At 52.0% G+C, this 19,142-nt stretch carries 13 protein-coding genes; 4 read left to right on the top strand and 9 right to left on the bottom strand.

Features of this window, described 5'->3' with window-relative positions; translation table 11 throughout:
- Positions 1–117: 117 nt before the first annotated feature.
- From P8N76_17335 to P8N76_17325, 3 genes are all read right to left on the bottom strand, one after another.
- Positions 118–1,905: a metal-sulfur cluster assembly factor gene (locus P8N76_17335; GenBank protein ID MDG2383438.1), complete on the bottom strand. Its 1,788-nt coding sequence runs from the start codon at positions 1,903–1,905 to the stop codon at positions 118–120.
- 70 nt (positions 1,906–1,975) lie between these two features.
- The gene (locus P8N76_17330; protein ID MDG2383437.1) at positions 1,976–3,235 is read right to left on the bottom strand and encodes a hypothetical protein; all 1,260 of its coding nucleotides are present in this window, start codon (positions 3,233–3,235) and stop codon (positions 1,976–1,978) included.
- A gap of 63 nt (positions 3,236–3,298) precedes the next feature.
- The gene (locus P8N76_17325) at positions 3,299–4,765 is read right to left on the bottom strand and encodes a DUF1501 domain-containing protein (GenBank protein MDG2383436.1); all 1,467 of its coding nucleotides are present in this window, start codon (positions 4,763–4,765) and stop codon (positions 3,299–3,301) included.
- A 563-nt stretch (positions 4,766–5,328) separates the two neighbouring features.
- Here P8N76_17325 and P8N76_17320 point away from each other — a divergent pair.
- The gene (locus P8N76_17320; GenBank protein ID MDG2383435.1) at positions 5,329–6,147 is read left to right on the top strand and encodes a Dabb family protein; all 819 of its coding nucleotides are present in this window, start codon (positions 5,329–5,331) and stop codon (positions 6,145–6,147) included.
- A gap of 64 nt (positions 6,148–6,211) precedes the next feature.
- On the opposite strand, the gene P8N76_17315 is transcribed toward P8N76_17320, so the two are convergent.
- Positions 6,212–6,394, bottom strand: a complete 183-nt coding sequence (locus tag P8N76_17315) for a hypothetical protein (GenBank protein ID MDG2383434.1) — start codon at positions 6,392–6,394, stop codon at positions 6,212–6,214.
- A 469-nt stretch (positions 6,395–6,863) separates the two neighbouring features.
- On the opposite strand from P8N76_17315, the gene P8N76_17310 reads away from it, so the two are divergent.
- Positions 6,864–7,211 (top strand): hypothetical protein, encoded by a 348-nt coding sequence (locus tag P8N76_17310; GenBank protein MDG2383433.1) that lies wholly within the window; start codon positions 6,864–6,866, stop codon positions 7,209–7,211.
- Between the two features lie 293 nt (positions 7,212–7,504).
- Here the strand turns inward: P8N76_17310 and P8N76_17305 are convergent, their stop codons facing one another.
- The 4 genes from P8N76_17305 to P8N76_17290 form a co-directional block, all read right to left on the bottom strand.
- Positions 7,505–7,885, bottom strand: coding sequence for a hypothetical protein (locus P8N76_17305; protein MDG2383432.1), 381 nt, complete (start codon positions 7,883–7,885; stop codon positions 7,505–7,507).
- Between the two features lie 148 nt (positions 7,886–8,033).
- The gene (locus P8N76_17300) at positions 8,034–8,333 is read right to left on the bottom strand and encodes a hypothetical protein (GenBank protein MDG2383431.1); all 300 of its coding nucleotides are present in this window, start codon (positions 8,331–8,333) and stop codon (positions 8,034–8,036) included.
- Positions 8,334–8,341: 8 nt separating this feature from the next.
- Complete coding sequence (locus P8N76_17295; GenBank protein ID MDG2383430.1) at positions 8,342–9,361, bottom strand: PLP-dependent transferase; 1,020 nt, start codon at positions 9,359–9,361, stop codon at positions 8,342–8,344.
- Positions 9,362–9,450: 89 nt separating this feature from the next.
- Positions 9,451–9,807: a hypothetical protein gene (locus P8N76_17290; GenBank protein MDG2383429.1), complete on the bottom strand. Its 357-nt coding sequence runs from the start codon at positions 9,805–9,807 to the stop codon at positions 9,451–9,453.
- Between the two features lie 436 nt (positions 9,808–10,243).
- Between P8N76_17290 and P8N76_17285 the strand changes: the two genes are divergently transcribed.
- Both P8N76_17285 and P8N76_17280 read left to right on the top strand, forming a co-directional pair.
- Positions 10,244–11,482, top strand: coding sequence for a PEP-CTERM sorting domain-containing protein (locus P8N76_17285; protein MDG2383428.1), 1,239 nt, complete (start codon positions 10,244–10,246; stop codon positions 11,480–11,482).
- Between the two features lie 128 nt (positions 11,483–11,610).
- On the top strand, positions 11,611–17,835 hold the full coding sequence (locus P8N76_17280) for a lamin tail domain-containing protein (GenBank protein MDG2383427.1): 6,225 nt from the start codon (positions 11,611–11,613) through the stop codon (positions 17,833–17,835).
- Positions 17,836–18,039: 204 nt separating this feature from the next.
- On the opposite strand, the gene P8N76_17275 is transcribed toward P8N76_17280, so the two are convergent.
- Positions 18,040–19,023, bottom strand: a complete 984-nt coding sequence (locus tag P8N76_17275; GenBank protein MDG2383426.1) for a hypothetical protein — start codon at positions 19,021–19,023, stop codon at positions 18,040–18,042.
- Between the last annotated feature and the right edge of the window lie 119 nt (positions 19,024–19,142).

Raw genomic sequence — 19,142 nt, 5'->3', positions numbered from 1 at the left:
TTCATCGCAAGCAGATCGCTGAAATTTTCATTTCAGAGAGCAAGGGTTGCATCATCGAACAATCACTCGCAGCATTGCGAAAATCCCGATTGGCGGATACGACAGAAGCTTGCAGAACTACTCATTCCAACCAACCGCTTTGCGTCCGTCGGCGGTCAGCCTGGCGACCGACCATGCTGGGTTCCACTCAAGTGATACGGCAACAGACTTCACGCCTGGCACGCGCATCAATCGCTCTTGTATTCCTTCCGTGACGCGTCCTCCACCTTGAGTGACCAGGAAGTCATGAACGGGTCTTCCACGGTGGGGCATCGTCACGATAACGGAAGCAACTCCTGCTCGAAATCGAACATCGTAGACGTAGCCGAGATCGACGATGTTGCCATCAACGCCGTAGAGCTGATCGTCTTTAACTTCTTTTAACGCTTTCCAAATTCGATCTTTCGGGCCAGCGGTCGCTGATGTTTCGCCATCGCGGGCAAGCCGCCCGTGGCTCGCTGCTCGTTGAACAGGCTGGAACATGTCGGTACTGACTTGGAGAGGATTCATCCAGCGATGACGTTCTTGTTCCACTTGGCGATGGGCATTGTCTTCCCATGAGAACAGCGTGTATGCATTTCGCTGTGTAAACGTTGTGCCAGCCGACAGATCTGTCTTTTCGGCTGGATACCGTGACCAGAGCTGTCCGTGTCCGTCGTATTGAAGTGTGGGAGTCCCTCCATGACTGATCTGCTCCCGCCCTTCCACTTGGTGCTCTAACCACAAAGCGATGAATGCATCGCGGCTTGTTTCGTTAGCGAAACCGACACCCCAAAGATTTCTTTGATGCTCACTCGGGACAGGCCCTTCATGCAATTTCCCAGCTGCGTCGATCCAAAGCGACTTCGTATACGAGTACCCTGAGAAAACCCATTCATCATCTCGCATCGCTTCAATGCGAAAGTCAACCAACGCTTCCATACTCGATTCTTTGAAAAACGTCGGCAATCCAGACCAAAACGAATAGGTCACATCCATGTGGAATCGAGCCGGGCTGATCAGCGGATGGATTGGGCTCCAAGGAAAACCCCAGCGGCGAATTTGTGTACACACGGGTCCTCGAATGACGTGAAAGTTACGGCACTCAGACCAATTCTTCATTCGCAGTTTTTGATAACCACCCTCCTCGACATAATCGTGAGCCCAGTCGATCGTGGGTGGCTCCCCATGCCCTTTTCCGCCAGCGTAGAGTTCCAGTCCGTGTTGACGTTTTGAAATAAGTCGTTCGAGTTGCCCCATCTGACTCGACATTTGAGCAACGAAAAACTCGTTTTCGATATCCAGCTTCCACTGTTCGCCCCGAGTCTCCAAATCGGTTACGTAGTTAGGGAGTTCAGCATATGGATTTCCGTAAAAAATCAAGTAAGTCGCTTCACTGTGACAGTCGACGTTCGCGAGAAAGGCCAATTTGCAGCCGCGTCCCCCATCTGACAGTCGAACGTCCTCCAATATTTGAGACGGCACTTCGCTTAGCGTCGAGTTTTGTTCAACACGAGCAATTCGAATTTCACGATGTGGATCGGTGATTTCATCATCGTCGAAGCCGAGAAACAACTCGACAGGTTCGCGTGGACGTTCGATCCCCACCGTTTCAAACAACCTGATCGGCTTGCAGCGCATCCATCCTTCGGCCCACTCGGCCCAGGGTTTCGTCAGCGCGCTCGTCGGCATGGATTTCCGCACCCAAGGTTTTGTCTCGACAGAAGAGACTGCACTCTGCCGATCGAATTGAATCGAATCCTTAATCGAGTCCGCAAGCGATTCGACCAAATCGAAACGATTCGAAGCATAGGCACGACGGAGCATCTGCACCTTTTCTTCTAACGATTCGACACGGCGTTTTCGAGGCACATTCGGATTGGCCATGGCAGTGCTCGTTCAGAAAATCTTTGGAATGGGAAGTCATCAACGTCGAAAGCGAAGGCAGTCACGCAAGCTAACTGCGAACAAATGTCGATTCACGAGGAACACGATATCGAACCTTCATATACGGCGTAGGCATTCGTTTACCTTTCGCCAGCGATTGCACGCCGGCTTCGACTAAACCACCCGTGAGCAAAGTTCGCTCAACAGGATAGGGTGCTTTGCCCGTAACAAAAGTCTCTTCCGCCTTCGACATGAGAGCCGCGGAATAGGTCACATTTGGATTAGGCGGCAAATAAAACAAGGTCGACAATGGTTCTTCTTGATCTTTCAACCGCGCGGCAAACGTGAAATCGCCAACCAGCCCGTTCATCAAAAGCATCGTGCCTTTCAGTCCATCATTGTATTGAAAGCGATAAACGATTGGATCTTTGACCCACTCCTGCATTTGCTCGATTGTCGGATAGCGATGGCTAAAACTTTCGGGCTGAACAAGAGTCTGGCTACGGCTAAGACAGGACTTAAACAAATCGGGACTCCATCCACCCAACTGCCACGAACCGGACTTCATCGCTCGCCAAACTGAGTCTCCCCGGAGCGCCTCAACCCACTTCACACCCGACTCGCCACCGGAGCGACGTTCCGCCATACATTGAATGACTTCCAATGCATGGAAGTCATAGCTATCGATACCACCAATCGCAACGCACATAACTTCGTCAACATTGGCATCATAAGGCATGTCAACCGCAGGCATGCGCCAGGTTACCGGGAGCGACGACCCCGCCGCGTACGGAAAGTTCAGCTCGTGCGAGGTGTCAACCATCTCCTTGGCCCACGACCATTTCCAGGACAGATGTTTGTCGTTAAACATAGGAGCGGTCTTACCGTCTTCTCGATAGACCTTGACCACTTCCTTGAAGAACTCATACCGAGGATAAAGCGTTTGCTCGAATTCGTTTCGCGGATACTTTCCGTGTTCTCCAATCACCAGTACTGCATCAACCGCAAGCCGGTCTCCGCCGCAGCGTAGCGTTTCCGGAATAGTAGAATAAATGGGAAAGCCGAATTCCTTTGCGCGCCTCTTACTCAAATCGTTTTCAGGCTGCTGATCGACGTAGGCAGAAACGACGTCAAAAGGCGGCCGGTGCCAGCGACCTTCTCTCGGATAGCCGACAAGAAAACGCTCGCCCATATGCCAGGCGTGCGAATGATATCGCCATTCTGTCGTAATGATTGCGAGTCGTTTACGCTCCGAACTCTCTGCAGACCACGCGTAAGCACCCGTCGAGAATGCACCCATTGCGGCCAAAAAAGATCTTCGATCCAACATCGTTGCGCTCCGAAAACATGTTGATTCGTGTTCGTTCAAAAACGAAAGAAGAATTCGATGTCATTAAATAATTTCGCCAATCGGTTTTGCACCGCCGACGATTTGATGCGGTCTCCCATCACGATCTTGCAAAACCAGACTGCTTGGTGGAATGCCCAGGTTCTGGTAGAGAGTTGCGAAGACCTCTCGATAGTGGACGGGGCGCTCCTTGGGTTCACTCGCATGCGCATCGGTGGAACCGATAACCTGGCCAGTTTGCATGCCGCCACCGGCGAGCAGGGCCGATGCAGCTTGAGGCCAGTGGTCGCGACCCGCGTCCTTGTTGATTCGCGGACTCCGTCCAAATTCTCCCCAGACCACAATCGACACATCGTCCAACATCCCACGATTGTCGAGGTCACGAACCAAGGCGCTCAGGCCCATATCGAGCATGGGTATCGTAAATCGAGCCTTCGCAAAGTTACCCTGGTGCCAATCCCAGTTGTGGCCACCGCGACTTTCCCGTTCAAGCGGCCACGGGCTAAACGCAAGGGTGACGCAGCGGACTCCTGCTTCCACCAAACGGCGAGCCACAATAAACTGTTTCAGCAATTCAGGACCCCCGTTGACCGGAATCTCCGAATCACTGATTCCGTATTCTCGGCGGAGCGAGTGCTCTTCCCGTCGCCAATCGAGAGCAGCTCCCAGCCTACTTGAGGTCAATATCGAAAACGCCTGCGACTGAACAGCATCCATCCCCTCCAACGCCCCACTACTATCCAAGTCACGTCGAAGTTTGTCGATGCTGCGATGAAGTTTTTGACGATCCGCCAGTCGACTTAGCGAAATATCGTTGAGTACGATATCCGCAGACGATTCTTGTTGCTTACGTAACGCGTCGCCGCTCACTCCGGACTTGTAAATAACATCGGTTCGCCGTCGCCGGTTGGGTTCAAACCCCGCGTGCCCAATGCCGAGAAAACCTGCTTGGTTCAGCGAAGCTCGCGTTGTCGATTCCGCATTCTTTGGCGACAGGCTAACAAAGGACGGCACCGCTGGAGTCACCGACCCCTGAATCTTGGAAACGGCCGCCCCAATCGAAGGCCAACCTCCCTGCGGAAACTGCCCAAAGGGCTGTGAATCTCCTTGGAGTGGATGAGTTTCCCAACCGGTAAGACACTGATGAAGATTGTGATCATCGCGAGCGCCGTGTAGAGATCGAACAACGACAAACTTGTCCATCAGCGCGGCAGTCCGCGGCATGAGTTCGGTGATCTGGATTCCAGACACGTTTGTACGAATCGGCTTGAACTCACCACGAATCTCAACCGGCGCGGCTGGCTTCATGTCAAACATATCCAGCTGCGGTGGGCCACCGGGCAAAAGGATCATAATGACCGACTTGTGCGAACGGTCAATCCCCTGCCTTTGCTCCGCACGTAACAGCTGAGTCAAGGACGCTCCCCCTAGCCCAAGACTGCCGATTCGTAAGAAACTGCGGCGTGATAAGCCGTCACAATACCTGCTTTGTTGACCAAGGATTGTCAGCATCAAGTCTGCCCTCGCCAAGAATGGACCGCTTACGGTCCCAACAATATAGCTTCAATCGGTCACAGCAACAAACAGCATAGTCGCCTGCGCATCGCGAAACAACAAACCGTTCCGCGGTAGGAGATTCATGGAGCCGTGACGTAAGACGTTGAAGGCCTTGGTTTTGACGGGCCTTCGCGGTGAGGACGTTGAGGTGAGGACGTTGAGGTGAGGGACGCAGAAATCACGGGTTTCAATCCAGTTGCCCTATCTTTAACTCAAAACAGCTCGTCGCATATATTTGCCACTAGCCGTTTCTCGTTTGTCACGATCGAATTACGCGAACGATGAAGCGTACTCAGTCAGTGCAAACAGGCGACGCTTCCCTGGCTAAGATGAAGGACAATTGCTCGAACCTACTCTCGCATCCATACAATCTCAAGATATTCACATCCAAGACAACATCTGGTAGCGTGTGCTGTTTGGGTTCGGCACATTTTGATCAAGATGCAAGCACCGCGGAAAAGTCCGCAAACTCTTGACCTTCCACTCACATCCACGCAAGAAACAAATTGGAGAGAAAGATGAAGAAAGCTCGTCGGAATGATTTGCGACTTGCAAGTCTCATGTCGCTCGGTCTGTTGGCGTTCGCTTTGACTGGCGCCGTATCGGCTACTGAAAAAGGCGATGCAGTCACCGAAACCAAAGCAAAAAATCTGAAAGAGGAACGCGGAAAATTTGTCCACCTCTTCTATTTCAAGTTCAAAGAAGATGTTCCTGATGAAGAAATCGCTGAACTGATGAAAGAACTCGTGAATTCGACGAAAAAAATACCGGTCGTCAAAGAATTCATGGTCGGTAAAAATGTAGCTCGTCGAACACACGGTTTTCAATATGGAGAGATCGCGATTTTCGAAAAGAAAGCAGACCTGAAAATCTTTGAACGCCATCCCGAACATCAAAAGCTCGTCCGCAAAATCCTGCCAAAACTAGTCCACGGAGTCTCGATGGATTTTGTACCGATTGATGGTGATGCATTGGCCGAAGATCACATCTCGACCGCATCCGATGCGAGTGAAGAGAAACCAAAAAGCCCCAAACAAAAGTTTATTCATGCCTTTTGCTTCAAATTCAAAAATGATGCTCCTGAAGAAGAGGTCGCTGGACTGATGCAGGAACTTGCGCATTCGAAGGAACACATACCCGTCCTCCAAGAGTTTATGGTCGGTAAAAACGTGGCTCGAAACGGGCACGGTTTCCAATACGGCGAAATTGCGGTGTTTGACAACAAAGAAGACCTCGAGGTCTTTGAGCGTCATCCGGAACATCGGAAGCTCGTACCAAAAATCATCCCACATCTTGAAATGGGAATCGCGATGGATTTTGAACCAATCGAGAATTAACGAAGGCAGAGATGGCAGCCTTCACAGCATAACGACACCGTCTTTTATGGTGTGGATAATCGCGTCAATCGACTGTTTCGCCGCCCGGCAGCTTGTGTCGGGCCTCAGCGTGTCGGATTGGTCGGTCCGATTGCGTAGCATGATCAGCTGGCAAGTGAGTTCGGCTAGAGACATCGTAGATTAACTGCCGCTCAAAATCGCCCAAACATGCTTTGGTGTCTTCCAGCTCAGCCAGTCTGAGACGCATCGATCTCACTCCGGATTATCCAACCTAAGCACTGATGAAAAGCCCGGAAGTGCAGGCGGCCGGTGCGTCGTCGATGGTGCCTAATCGATACAGTTCGGAAAACCGAAATACACATAAGAGTTTCTGGCAAACACGAATTCCGAACACGGCAAGCACGACCCAAAGTAGCCTGAGGGGAGGAAAAACAATTTTTTAGTTTGGCGGCAAGAACGCATCAACCAACAAGAATATCAAGCTCAACACCTTCACTCACCCAATGCTTTTACTTGACAAAACCACGAACAAATGCAGACTTGCATTTATATGCAACTGTTAAATTGACTCGCGGATGTCAGACAGTTTCCAGCAACAGCCGAGCATCTAACGATACTCTGCAGTGCGAAAGCGACGGGCATATTTCGCGTCGACTGCTCCCACCCATGTGTCATCCACGCGATAAAAGAATCCAACCCGAATAAGGAATCTTGAGATGTCAGATTTGCATGCCAACCACGACCACCAACACAGCTCGGATTGCGAGCACACTGGCATCCAACACGACGACCATGTCGACTACCTCCACGACGGTCACTTGCATCACGTCTGCGAGGATGGCCAGATCGAAGAACATACAGTCGAGATCAGCGATACTAACCCGTCTCTCTGCACACCGGAGCACACTTGCGGGGGACACGATCCCGACCATGTACACGGTCCTGACTGCGGACATGAAGCAGTGCCTCACGGCGACCACATCGACTATCTGGTCGACGGACATCTTCACCATCCACACGGCGATCACTGCGATGATCACGGACCAGTGTCGATCGTCAGTTGACCTGCCGGCTGCAACGATTTATCAGGGCTTCGATGAACGCTGATTGGCTCGCGAAACGGCTCGCACATTTTGTGCGAGCGTCGTTGGCCTTTCGTGGAACAGTTCCTCAAGGGCAAAGAAGAACACCCAGCCGACATCAGTAATTTCATTCACGCAAGCGAAGAGAGCTGATTGATCGAATCCAAATTCAGCAAGCGATTCAACAACCTCCGAATCGCTTTTTGAATTCTGCTCTGATGCCAGCAGCTTCAGGACAGCACCCCTGCAGCGGTGCAAATCACTGCTGCACGATGTCAACCCAAAGCCATGAGCTCGACTTGCAAATCAGTTTTTCCTTCCGTGGCGAGATCGGCCAAGGCTTCGCCGTCTGCGCTCGAAAACTTGAATCCGCCTCCGTTGCATGCGGCAATGAATGACACCCGTTTTTCGCCGGGCAGCGGGCCAAGCCACGGTCCACCGTGCGTGTACATACACACCTTGAAGGCGAGAACGGAACCATTCGCCGAGGGAAGGTGGACGCCAAGGTAGTCTCGCACAAGCTTTTCGTCTGCCTCATTCGTGTCGCGGTCGACCTTGTCCGGATGGGTCGGATCCCCGTCCCAGTGCTTCGCTACTTTGCATCCGGGTGGGCAGTTGCTGGAACTGAGGGAAACGAGTGGCAAGCGCCGACTCATCGAGCAATTCAATCTTGGTCCCTTCGTTCTTAGGCAGACGCTGGCTTGGTCCAAGTTACAGGTAACCGCATTGATGAAACACCTGCTGTTTACAATCCTCTTCAAGGGTCCGCCAATTTTCGTTTGCCCGTCGTATAAGCGGCTCGTATCAGCCTCCCAGATACGGCATCACTTTCGTTTGTCGCGAGATGCCACCACTGCTGCCGAGGACGTGCGCAATGTCAAACTGTTCCAGACCCAACACACTCGCGCCACGTTTGGCCAGTTGATAAACGCAGGCCGATCCCATTGCCCCCAGCCCCAGCACAATGCAATCGTAAGACGGTTTTGCGGATGGAGGTTCAGCGGCTGCAGCGGTAAGCGCATTCGATAACCCATACGTCAGCGTACTAAGCGTGCTTGCAGACCAGATTTTGTTGAATTTACGACGATCAAGTTCTGTTTTCATTTTTATACCTAACTGCATTTCTGAATCGCTTGCTGGAAGTCGACAATCAAATCTTCCGGCTCTTCCGGCCCGATCGACACACGAGTGAACGGCGGGGAGATACCGCGCGACTTTTCCTCTTTGCGCGGCGTGATCCTTGTAACCGGATCATCCAAGCTCGTGGCATTCAGAATCAACTTAACGTGCTTGCCCAAGTTTCGATGTACCGCATCCATCTTCCATTCAACGCCCAGCATGCCGCCGAACCCCTTGAGAGAGCTCGATTCCGCCTGTCGGTTCCGAGCGGGTAAACCTCCATAACGTACCTGAACAACTGCCGGATGCGACTCGAGAAACTCAGCGACGACCTGAGCGCTGCGGCAGTGTTGTTGCATTCGCAGAGGCAGAGTCTTTATTCCTTGCGTAACAAGAAAGGCATCCATCGGCCGCATCAAGCCACCCAACCAGTTTTGCGATTTTCCGATCTTATTCACAAGGGATTTCTGGCCAGAGATTACGCCTCCCATAGCGTTTCCATGACCGCCCATGTAATTCGTGACGCTGTGAATCACCAGGTCGGCATCAATTCGGAAGGGCTGCAACAGGTAGGGCGTCAACCAAGTGTTGTCCACGACCACCATCGCGCCGGCTTCTTTGGCTATCTTAATCAAAGACGGCGTATCCAAAACCTCCATCGTTGGATTCACATAGGGTTCCCAATGGACAAATTTAGCAGGCTTCGCCTTCAGCGATTTCACGAGGTTCTCGGGATCGGTCAGGTTCACAAACTCAATCTCGATGCCCCAACCCGGCAAGTAATCGCGGAATAACGTCATCACCCAGTCGTAGTTGCAGCGGTGAGCCACCACACGATCGCCCGGTTTGAGCAACGCCATATAGGTCTGCGAAATGATCCCCATTCCGCAAGGCCCTCCAATCGCCGCCTCGCTCCCTTCGATTTCCATGACTTTGCGTAACAACGCTGACACGGTCGGATTGCGGAGATTGCCCGGCCGCTGGTAGCCGGGTGCAGCCTTATCCTGGCTGATGGGCGTTACCTGGTAGCCGTCCTGCTCACCGTGATGAATCAGCTGCGATCCGAAATGACGACCTGTGGCGGATGCGAAATGCTCGTCAACTAGGTCGCGATCATCGCCGGATCGTCCACCTCTTCGGCTGCCGCAAGCGATGCGGCTGGAACAAAGGCTGCCGATCCAATCATAGCCGTGGTCTTGATAAATTCACGTTTATTGATCTTGTCCATGATGTGCTCACGTTTCCCCAGCAAGAACGAGGATCTTAGCGTTTCGTTCCATGCAAATTTTCGCTTGTTAATTCCATACGACAATCGGTCGATTTCCCCCGACAACTCGAAAATTAACATATCAGCCGTACCGATCAACACTCTAACCAAGCCGGACTCTGAAACAATTCCCCGAAACGATCTCAGCCCATAGAACTTCCAACGCGCTTTCGATGTGTGTGATCGCCGCATCTCGATAACAAAAGCCTTAGAAAGGATTCGCTTTCATCCGACATGCCATCATTCCGATGAATCTGATCGAACACAGCCATATCGTCTAACGTTGTAGCGATCCGCCCGACAATATCCGACGTCGGAGTAACGGCATTGCGTTCCCGGATCCTGAACGAAATTGCACTTCCTAATACTCTCGACTGCTGCTGCCAGAGGGCGTTTAAAATTCCGGATCTGAGTCCATCTTCTTGGGAGCGATTTCCTTGCCCCCCTAAAACCGGTACGCATGGCAATAAACTGGCAAAAAAAGTTGTGAATTGATTCAGCACTAGCTAAGATCTCGGTAACTCACAACTCTGCATAATTCATACCAACGCTGCGGAAGAGATGTTCAATATGAGAGCGCTCAGCCGTTTTGTCGTTTCACTTTCACATTAGATATGGGAGTAGTAGGATGAAGATGCTTGTTTTTTTTTCCGCTGCATTTGCTACACTCGCTTGCACAGCCGTCACCTTCGGGCAAATTAACTACGAGGTTCCATTTCACACACCGACGATCGATGGGATCGTCACCGCTGAGGAAATGTCGCGACAGTTACCAACCTTTATTGGGTATCCCGAAATTGAGGAAACGGGTGGTACGCTAGTTGTCGCGCAATCGGGAACCGAGCACGAGAATGTCAGTGCGACATTCTACACTTCCTGGGATGAAACCAATCTTTATATCTCGGCCGTCGCATTGGACAACACACCATACTATGACTGCTGCGATTCCGGCGGTCCAATGAATGCGAATGACATCATTCAGCCCATGTTCAATCCCAATAATGATCACGATGCCTTTTTCCCTCCCGACCCGGGAGGTGGTCCCGGAGCGATCTATGACGTTGCCGTGGAAACCCGGGATGAATTTGGGCCAGACATCTATCGACATGGTGCTCTCTTCAAAGACGGTCAGCGTGATCAAATCCTTGATGGCGGGCTGGCTGGCACGATTCAGGTCGATGCAAACGGCGATCAGATCGGGTACACGTTGGAGCTCGCACTACCTTGGTCGATCGCCATGGATGACGTTAATCCAGCCTACATCCCTCAAGTGGGTGACGAGCATGGTTATGGATTCTTGATGATTGGCGAAGAGTTTGGCAGTGACCCAACGCTCCTGTGGGATGCAGGCGAAGGCGTGAACACGATTGGCGATCTGACGACATGGAATCAAATGACATTGGTGCCTCAGATTGGCGATCCATGCGATTATGATGGCGATGGTTCGCTGGGATTGGGTGACGTCAACATTCTTTCCGCTGCCATTTTCGCCGGAGACACCGATAGCAAGTTCGATGTGAACGACGATTCACGCGTCGACCGAGACGATCTGAACTTCTTTATTGGTGACAGCAGTAAGTTAAACACCTGGATCGGCGACGCCAATTTGGATGGTGAGTTCAACTCGTCTGACCTGGTCAGAGTGTTTAGTGGCGGTAAATACGAGACAGATGGTCCGGCCACTTGGGATGAAGGTGATTGGACCGCCGACCGCGTATTCAATTCGGGTGATATGGTCGCCGCATTTTCCGATGGTGGATACGAAAAAGGTCTGAAGTCGCCAGCTGCAGTACCGGAACCATCCGCCATAATTATCGCTGGAATTGGTTTACTCGCCGTCTTACGTTTTCGATCAATTCGATCATAGCATGGGCCCCGCACAAGGTGACCGAACCGCAGCACGATGAAGGTTAACTTCATCGTGCTGTTTTGTTCAATGCTGCGAAATGCGGATAGTTAACTCAAACTGCCAAATCTGGAGCATGGGCCGAATTCATGAAGTTTTTCAGCCGAAAATTCGTTTCGACGTTTCGAACACGTCCGCGTCGATCGCAAGCGAGAACGCACCGACCAAATCGCAGTTTCATCGAATACCTAGAACCGAGACATCTCCTTGACAGCACCGTCGTTTTTAACGAGGTCATGTATCATCCGCCCAACGAAACGAGCGGGCAGGAATGGATCGAATTATTTAATCAGTTAGCCGTCGACGTTGACCTTTCGGGTTGGAAACTCGCCGAAGGGGTCAACTTCACGTTTCCATCCGGAACTCGAATCCCAGGCGGTGGATACTTGGTGATTGCCGCCGAACCGAACAAGTTTCAACAGCCGGACGGGCCTGACAACGTGCTGGGCCCGTTTAATGGAAAACTCTCGAACGGTGGCGAAACGATCGAACTGCGAAACAACAGCAATCGAACAATGGATCGACTGGAATACGATGACCAGTATCCTTGGCCAGTGGTACCGGACGGGTCAGGAGTCACGCTTGCGAAACAATTCCCGATGACCGGGAGCGCGCAACCCATCAATTGGATCGGAAGCAGCCAGCTCTTTGGAACGCCGGGCAAAAAGAATTTTCTCGAATTTGACCCTTCTACTATTCGCACGACTCCAATTCCACTCGGCTCGACGTGGCGTTTTGATGACCGTGGAACCGAGTTTGGATCGGAATGGCGACAGTCTAATTTTGATGACAGTCAGTGGTCAATCGACCAGGCCGCATTCGTCGCCGGTCGCGACGTGATCGACAATGCCCAACCGGCTGCAATCACCACGCTTTTTAGCACAGGCATGAACGATCTTGGTAAACCTCTCGATCCAGGTGAACCAGATGATCATTGGCGAAACAATGAGAATGGCGAAGCGTTGCTAACCATGCTCGGTCATCCAGCGTGGATTTCCAACAACGCCGAGTCCAATTGGATCGGACTTGTCGGTCAAGGAACTCAATCCGTCGCCTCCGGCTCCTACTCCTTTCGCCATGAATTCGACCTGAGCAAATGGGACGCATCCACCGCTTCCATCACGATTCAGGTGGCCGCTGACGACCGACTGGATGATGTGCTTTTGAATGGTAAAAGCTTAGACATCAAAGCATCCGGCTTCACCAGATTTCAAGGCCCCTTTACGGTGAACCACGGATTCCTGAAAAACCTAAACAACCTCGAATTCATGTTCACCAATGGTGGTGTCGATCCCAACCCGTCTGGACTACGCGTCCAATTAGAAGGCACAGCTTTCCCGCTGGCGACGAACTCACGTTTGCAAGACCATACGAACAGCTACTATTTCCGCCAGACTTTCGACTACGACAGCACGCCGAACACAGAGCTTGCATTGGAACTCAGCGCGCTGGTTGACGACGGCGCCGTTTTCTACTTAAACGGACAAGAAGTCTATCGACACAACATGCCGGACGGTGAAATCGACTTCGCGACACGTGCGACTCGTGAAATCGCGAATGCCATGCCAGTCGGTCCGTTCGAAATCATGGCTGAGAATCTTCAACTTGGCACAAACGTCTTAGCCGTCGAAGTTCACAGAGCAAACGGCGACCAGGACGACATACAATTTGACGCGAAATTAACCATTCTGGAAACGCCGATTCTTACGACACCACCACAAATACGCATCAACGAAATGGCTGCCGCTACCGATCCCGAATTCTGGGTCGAACTCATCAACCTCGGTGATCATGAAGTCAATCTAGAAGGATTCGTGATTCAAAGTTCAGCAGACAACTCAAAGCACACCTTATCGGCACATGAGCTTGCAGCTGGACAGTTTCTGAAAATCGAAGCAACGGATCTAGGCTTTCAACCAAGCGTCGGCGATCATCTTTTCTTGTACAACTTCGGCGAAACATCCGTCATTGATGGCCAGGTCGTTGCCAATCAACTCAAGGGACGATCAGCGCAGCACGCGGGACGATGGATGAATCCATCCAAAGCAACACCCGGAGCAACCAATCAATTCGCATTTCACGACGAGATTGTCATCAATGAAATTCAATACCATGCCCGCCCGACAGTCGAAAAACCTGCAACTCCGGCCACGTTTTCCAGAAAGAGATTAGTCTCATTCGACGCAACCTGGTTGTACGATGAATCGGGTCGAGACTTAGGCGCGAACTGGTTTACGACGACGTTTGAAGAGGACAATATCAACTGGTTTTCCGGTCCAGCACCGCTTGGTTTCGGTCGAGGTACAACGGGCAAACTAATTAAAACGCAGTTGAACGACCCGAAGTCAAATGACCCTCGCGTGGCGACGTTTTATTTTCAGACCCAATTTGATTTCACTGGTGATCTTAGCCGGCCTGAGCTGCAACTTGAACTCTCGCATCTGATTGACGATGGAGCGGCATTTTATTTGAACGGTATCGAAATCAAACGGCATCATCTTCCCGAAGGTCCGCTCGATTACCAGGTGTTGGCAGATACCAACGTGGGTCAGGTGGAAACGATCGGCCCCGTAATTATCCCGACGGATGCGCTCCAGATCGGCCAAAATGTGCTGTCCGTGGAATTGCACCAGCGGACCCTTTCAAGCTTCGATATGGTACTCGGAGCCCAGCTGTCAATTGCCGAACCGCTCACCGATGTGATCCCCGGCGAACCGTATGTGGAATCGAATGAAGAATGGATCGAGTTATACAATCGCAGCGATCAGATGGTTGATTTGACAGGCTGGAATTTGAATGAAGCAGTACGATTCGAGTTTGAACCCGGAACGATAATCCGACCTAGCGATTATCTGGTCGTTGCAAAAGACGTAAATGCTTTTCGGCAAAGCCATCCTCAATTGACCCACGTGACGGGGGGATATGAGGGCAGCCTGGGCAATTCGTCCGACCTCATTGTGCTGTTGGACAACCAACAAAATGTCGCGGACGAAGTTCCGTATTTCGACGGTGGATACTGGTCATCAATGGCCGATGGAAATGGCTCGACATTAGAACTACGCGACCCCCATGCGGAAAACGCGCGAGCCCAATCATGGACCGCCAGTGATGAGAGCGATAAATCCGATTGGCAAGAAATTACTTACCAAGGTTCAACACGAGATTTCCCCGAAACAAACGACCCTCACATCTGGAACGAGCTCATTTTCGGCCTGCTTGAGGCGGGTGAGATAATGATCGATGACATTTCCGTCATTGAGGATCCGGACGGCCACGCACGCCAGATGATGCAGAATGGTACTTTTGACAACGGTTTAGAGCACTATCGATTGGTCGGGAACCATGGAGCCCATGGGTTGTCGCGAGTCGTTGCCGATCCGGATGATCCCGACAATCCTGTTTTGCATCTAGTCGCGACCGGCGCCACCGAGCATATGTCGAACCATGTCGAGACCACATTCGTGGACAACACAACGATCCAACCTGGATTGGACTACGAAATCTCCTACCGAGCACGCTGGCTAGCCGGTTCGAGCCAAGTCAACACCCGACTCTATTTTAATAAACTCGCACGGACTTCTGTGTTGGACGTACCGAAGGCAAACGGTACGCCGGGCGCACAAAACTCCAAGATCGTATCCAACCAAGGCCCTACCTACTCGGACTTAAAGCACACTCCGCTCATACCAAGTAAGACGGACGAAGTAACAGTTTCACTCCGAGCTGCAGACCCGGACACTGTTGCATCAATGTCTTTGTGGTACGCGGCAGATGGAGGCAAGTGGCACCGAGTCGCCATGTCAGCGAAAGATGGAGGCGAGTATGCAGCCGTGATCCCACCGCATTCATCAGCAACGGTCGTACAGTTTTATGCGGAAGGCACCGACGGCCGCGACGCGCGTTCCACCTTTCCGCCACAGGGGCCCGAGTCGCGGTCGATGTTCGTTGTCAATGACGGTCGTGATCGTTCGACAAGTCAACACAGTTTTCGTTTGGTCATGACAGCTGCCGATGTCGCCTTGCAAAATAAAAACACCAATCTTTTATCAAATCATCGTTTGGGCGCGACAATTATCACCGATGGCAAGGCCTATTATGATGTTGCCGTTCGACTTAAGGGAAGCGGATTCGGGCGAACAGGATCAACTCGAGGCTACAATATTCAGTTCCATCCAGATCAACTCTTCCGTGGTGTGCACGAAACGATCGCGATCGACCGCAAGGACAATCAATTTGGTGCAGGCGCAAGTCATCGCGAAATTGTGCTCAAGCATATCGCGACAGCCGCCGGCGGAATCCACGGCATGTACGACGACCTCATCTATGTCATACCGCCGGACAATTCATTTACCGGTCCCGCGCAGTTACAAATGGCGCGCTACGACAGCGAATTTCTAGATGCCTCATTCGCAAACGGTAGCGATGGAACGCGGTTCGAATTGGAATTGATCTATCACACTAATCGTACGGTCGATGGCAGCGTAGAAGGTCTCAAGCTAACCCCCAATGCAGTGCTCGGTGTTGACATCGAGGATATGGGACCCAACAAGGAGGCATACCGCTGGAACCTTTTAATCAAAAACCACCGGCAGCGAGACGACTACTCACAGATCATCGAGCTCGGAAAAACATTTGACCTTCCCAATGGTGGAAACGGTAGCGAAATCGATATCAAGTCGCAACAAACAATGGACGTTGACCAATGGCTGCGAAATTTCGCATATTCATCATTGGGTGGCGTCAACGATACTTACCATCAAGGTTTACCCCACAACCTCATGTTATTCGTGCGACCGGAAGATCAGCGAGTCGTCGCGATGCCTTGGGATCAAGACTTGACGTTTCACCATTCGCCGCGGCTGAACCCGCTGGGTAGCGGTAGCAATTTCGCAAAAATCATCCGGATCCCCAATAACCGACATCATTATTTTGGCCATTTGCACGACATCATGTCAACGACTTACAACGTCGATTACTTAGGCCCGTGGATCGAACACTACTCGGAATTCGTGCGTCTCGATGCCACAGTAGAAATCAGGGACTACATCGAAAAACGTCGTGCATTTGTGCTAGATCGACTGCCAGATTCTGTCGACTTTGCCATCGACACGGTGGGACCTATCACGACGGATGACGCGTTCGTAACGCTGACGGGGAGCGGCTGGATCGACGTCCGGGACATTCGCGTCCGGGGTGCCGAAGAACCGTTAAACGTCGTCTGGCATGACAATACGATTTGGAAGCTGACTTTGCCGGTGCCCGCCGGTCCAACCGACCTGATATTGGAAGCCACCAACCTGCGTGGCGAGCTGGTCGGTGCCAGTACGATCAACGTAACAAGTACGGTAACCGACCGTCCGCTCGAGCAATATTTACGGGTCACCGAGATCATGTACAACCCGGCCGATCCCACTACCAGTGAGCTTACGAACGGTCATAACAACAACGACGATTTCGAGTACTTGGAACTGCTGAACACGGGGCCTGACACGATTCAACTGACGGACGCTCGGTTGGTCACCGTTGACGGCATGGGAGTTGATTTTGATTTCGCGACGAGCGCGGTCACCGAATTGGCTCCGGGCGAAAGCGTTTTGGTGGTCGAAGATTCACTCGCTTTCCGCACAAGATATGGCGACGATCTGCCCGTGGCTGGTCAGTGGAACGGCCAGCTCAGCAATGCGGGTGAAGCGATTACGTTGCGAGCCGGTTTGCAAACAATTCAGCAGTTCGCCTTCGAGGATGCCTGGTACCCAGCCAGCGACGGCGGCGGCCAATCACTTGTCATCATCGACCCAGACGCCGATCTCGCAATGTGGAACCAACCCGATGCATGGAGTCCCAGCGGTATCCCGGGCGGTTCACCCGGTGTGGCTACAGGTCGTCCAGGTGATGCAAATAGCGATGGAAGCTTCGACTCAAACGACTTGATCGCCATCCTGCAGGCGGGAGAATTTGAAGATGACATTGCCGGCAATTCAACGTTCGCCGAAGGTGATTGGAATGGCGACGGTGATTTCACAACGTCTGACTTGGTACTAGCATTTACGATTGGCGGCTACGTCGACCAAGCCCTTGCAGCAGTCAAAATACTGCCGACGTCAACGGTCGCCGCCATTGATCAACTCTATTTCGTATCTGAACGTTCACCTCTACAGTCCTCCGACCAGTGGAAGGAAAGCGGCAAAACCGATGTCACGATTGAAACGGACAGAGCGAGCAAGAAAATAACGCTCGACCTCCAAAGCTTGGAACGCGTGTTTGATGAATCAGACGATCGAAAACAGCGCCCTACCCCGTCACAAAGACCATGAGTGCTGGTTGAAACCTTTCTCACGCGAACCAGTCAGCTTGCCTCACCGAACGAAGTCGTCATACGGATGCGGCACAATAAATCGGTCGAGAGCCCTGCACAAATATCGAAACTGACCACGGCCTCTGCCAACGCGCCCCGCGAATAAAAAGAGTGTCAAAAGGCAATTTCCATAGTGCGTCGACTCAACGTATGAAGGTTGTTGCTAATTGCCTTCCGCTGGAAGCTGAATTCGTGCTACTTGAACGACCTCGTCCCAATTGTCGGACCAACCAATGTAGTGAACCTTCACCATGTCATTCGCAAAAACTTCCAACGCCTTCCCTCGCCACCATGATTCTTTCCAATTTACAATAACCCGATCACCAGCGTTCAGTTGTTCCGCCGACAAAACGGTCTTTCCCGTCGGTTCAATTGGGGCAGCTCTAAGGCGAATCTGAAGGGACTCCTCCGTCACATCGTTGAACCTTTCGGTCGGGATCTTATAGGGTCCATTGGCTATGGCGTTGTTGACACTGGGAAGAGCAAGTGTTTGTGAATCGGCGTCTTGGCTGAGATTAAAACGGTGAAACTCCTGATCATTGAGATAAAACGCCGCGCCGGATTCGATGAAGTGTAACAGCTCAAATTCGTTCCCCTCCCGCAATTGGTCCACCGTCATTTCAAAGGCGGTTTGGAAGTAATAGGTGACAACCTGCGGCGCCGTATCACGGGGGTTATTTAGTTCCGTGTTGATGAACATGGCCAATGGGGTCGTGTCGAAACCGATCAGGCCCTGTCGCTGAAACCATTTCTCGCCATCGGGTATGTATCGAGTGTCCCACCAACCTGCTTCCAGGCCATCGCCCGACTGGTTGTAGAGCCACTGATCCCTGTCAAAATCCAGTACGCTGTGACGTTCCACCGTTTCCGGCAGACTGTGATTGGTTGGTGTGTCCGCCGCGTGAAACATGATTTCGTTGATCACAATATCGTCTTGCCACTGAAACAGGTTCTCCGTTCCAGGAGTTGGTTCGCTGGCATACAACCAGCGTCCATCGTGCCGCGCCGACCGACCTACTATTCGATCCGCAACACGATGTGCATCGAAAAACTCCTGACCGTCGGCGGTCTTCAAGGTGACCAGGCCACCATCGTTGGGACGAAAACCGTCTTGCCGAATTGCCAGACGTTCGCACGGTGTCAGCACGGTGTCAGCACGGTGTCAGCACGGTGTCAGCACGGTGTCAGCACGGTGTCAGCACGGTGTCAGCACGGTGTCAGCACGGTGTCAGCACGGTGTCAGCACGGTGTCAGCACGGTGTCAGC

The sequence above is a fragment of the Pirellulaceae bacterium genome, from assembly GCA_029243025.1.
Taxonomy (GTDB): domain Bacteria; phylum Planctomycetota; class Planctomycetia; order Pirellulales; family Pirellulaceae.
This window is presented reverse-complemented; position numbering and strand designations above follow the sequence as displayed.

Excerpts from the sequence above, each read along its gene's own strand:
- P8N76_17335 (MDG2383438.1), bottom strand. The coding sequence starts at position 1,905 with ATGGCCAATCCGAATGTGCCTCGAAAACGCCGTGTCGAATCGTTAGAA.
- P8N76_17330 (MDG2383437.1), bottom strand. The coding sequence starts at position 3,235 with ATGTTGGATCGAAGATCTTTTTTGGCCGCAATGGGTGCATTCTCGACG.
- P8N76_17325 (MDG2383436.1), bottom strand. The coding sequence starts at position 4,765 with ATGCTGACAATCCTTGGTCAACAAAGCAGGTATTGTGACGGCTTATCA.
- P8N76_17320 (MDG2383435.1), top strand. The coding sequence starts at position 5,329 with ATGAAGAAAGCTCGTCGGAATGATTTGCGACTTGCAAGTCTCATGTCG.
- P8N76_17315 (MDG2383434.1), bottom strand. The coding sequence starts at position 6,394 with ATGCGTCTCAGACTGGCTGAGCTGGAAGACACCAAAGCATGTTTGGGC.
- P8N76_17310 (MDG2383433.1), top strand. The coding sequence starts at position 6,864 with ATGTCAGATTTGCATGCCAACCACGACCACCAACACAGCTCGGATTGC.
- P8N76_17305 (MDG2383432.1), bottom strand. The coding sequence starts at position 7,885 with ATGAGTCGGCGCTTGCCACTCGTTTCCCTCAGTTCCAGCAACTGCCCA.
- P8N76_17300 (MDG2383431.1), bottom strand. The coding sequence starts at position 8,333 with ATGAAAACAGAACTTGATCGTCGTAAATTCAACAAAATCTGGTCTGCA.
- P8N76_17290 (MDG2383429.1), bottom strand. The coding sequence starts at position 9,807 with ATGCGGCGATCACACACATCGAAAGCGCGTTGGAAGTTCTATGGGCTG.
- P8N76_17285 (MDG2383428.1), top strand. The coding sequence starts at position 10,244 with ATGAAGATGCTTGTTTTTTTTTCCGCTGCATTTGCTACACTCGCTTGC.
- P8N76_17280 (MDG2383427.1), top strand. The coding sequence starts at position 11,611 with ATGAAGTTTTTCAGCCGAAAATTCGTTTCGACGTTTCGAACACGTCCG.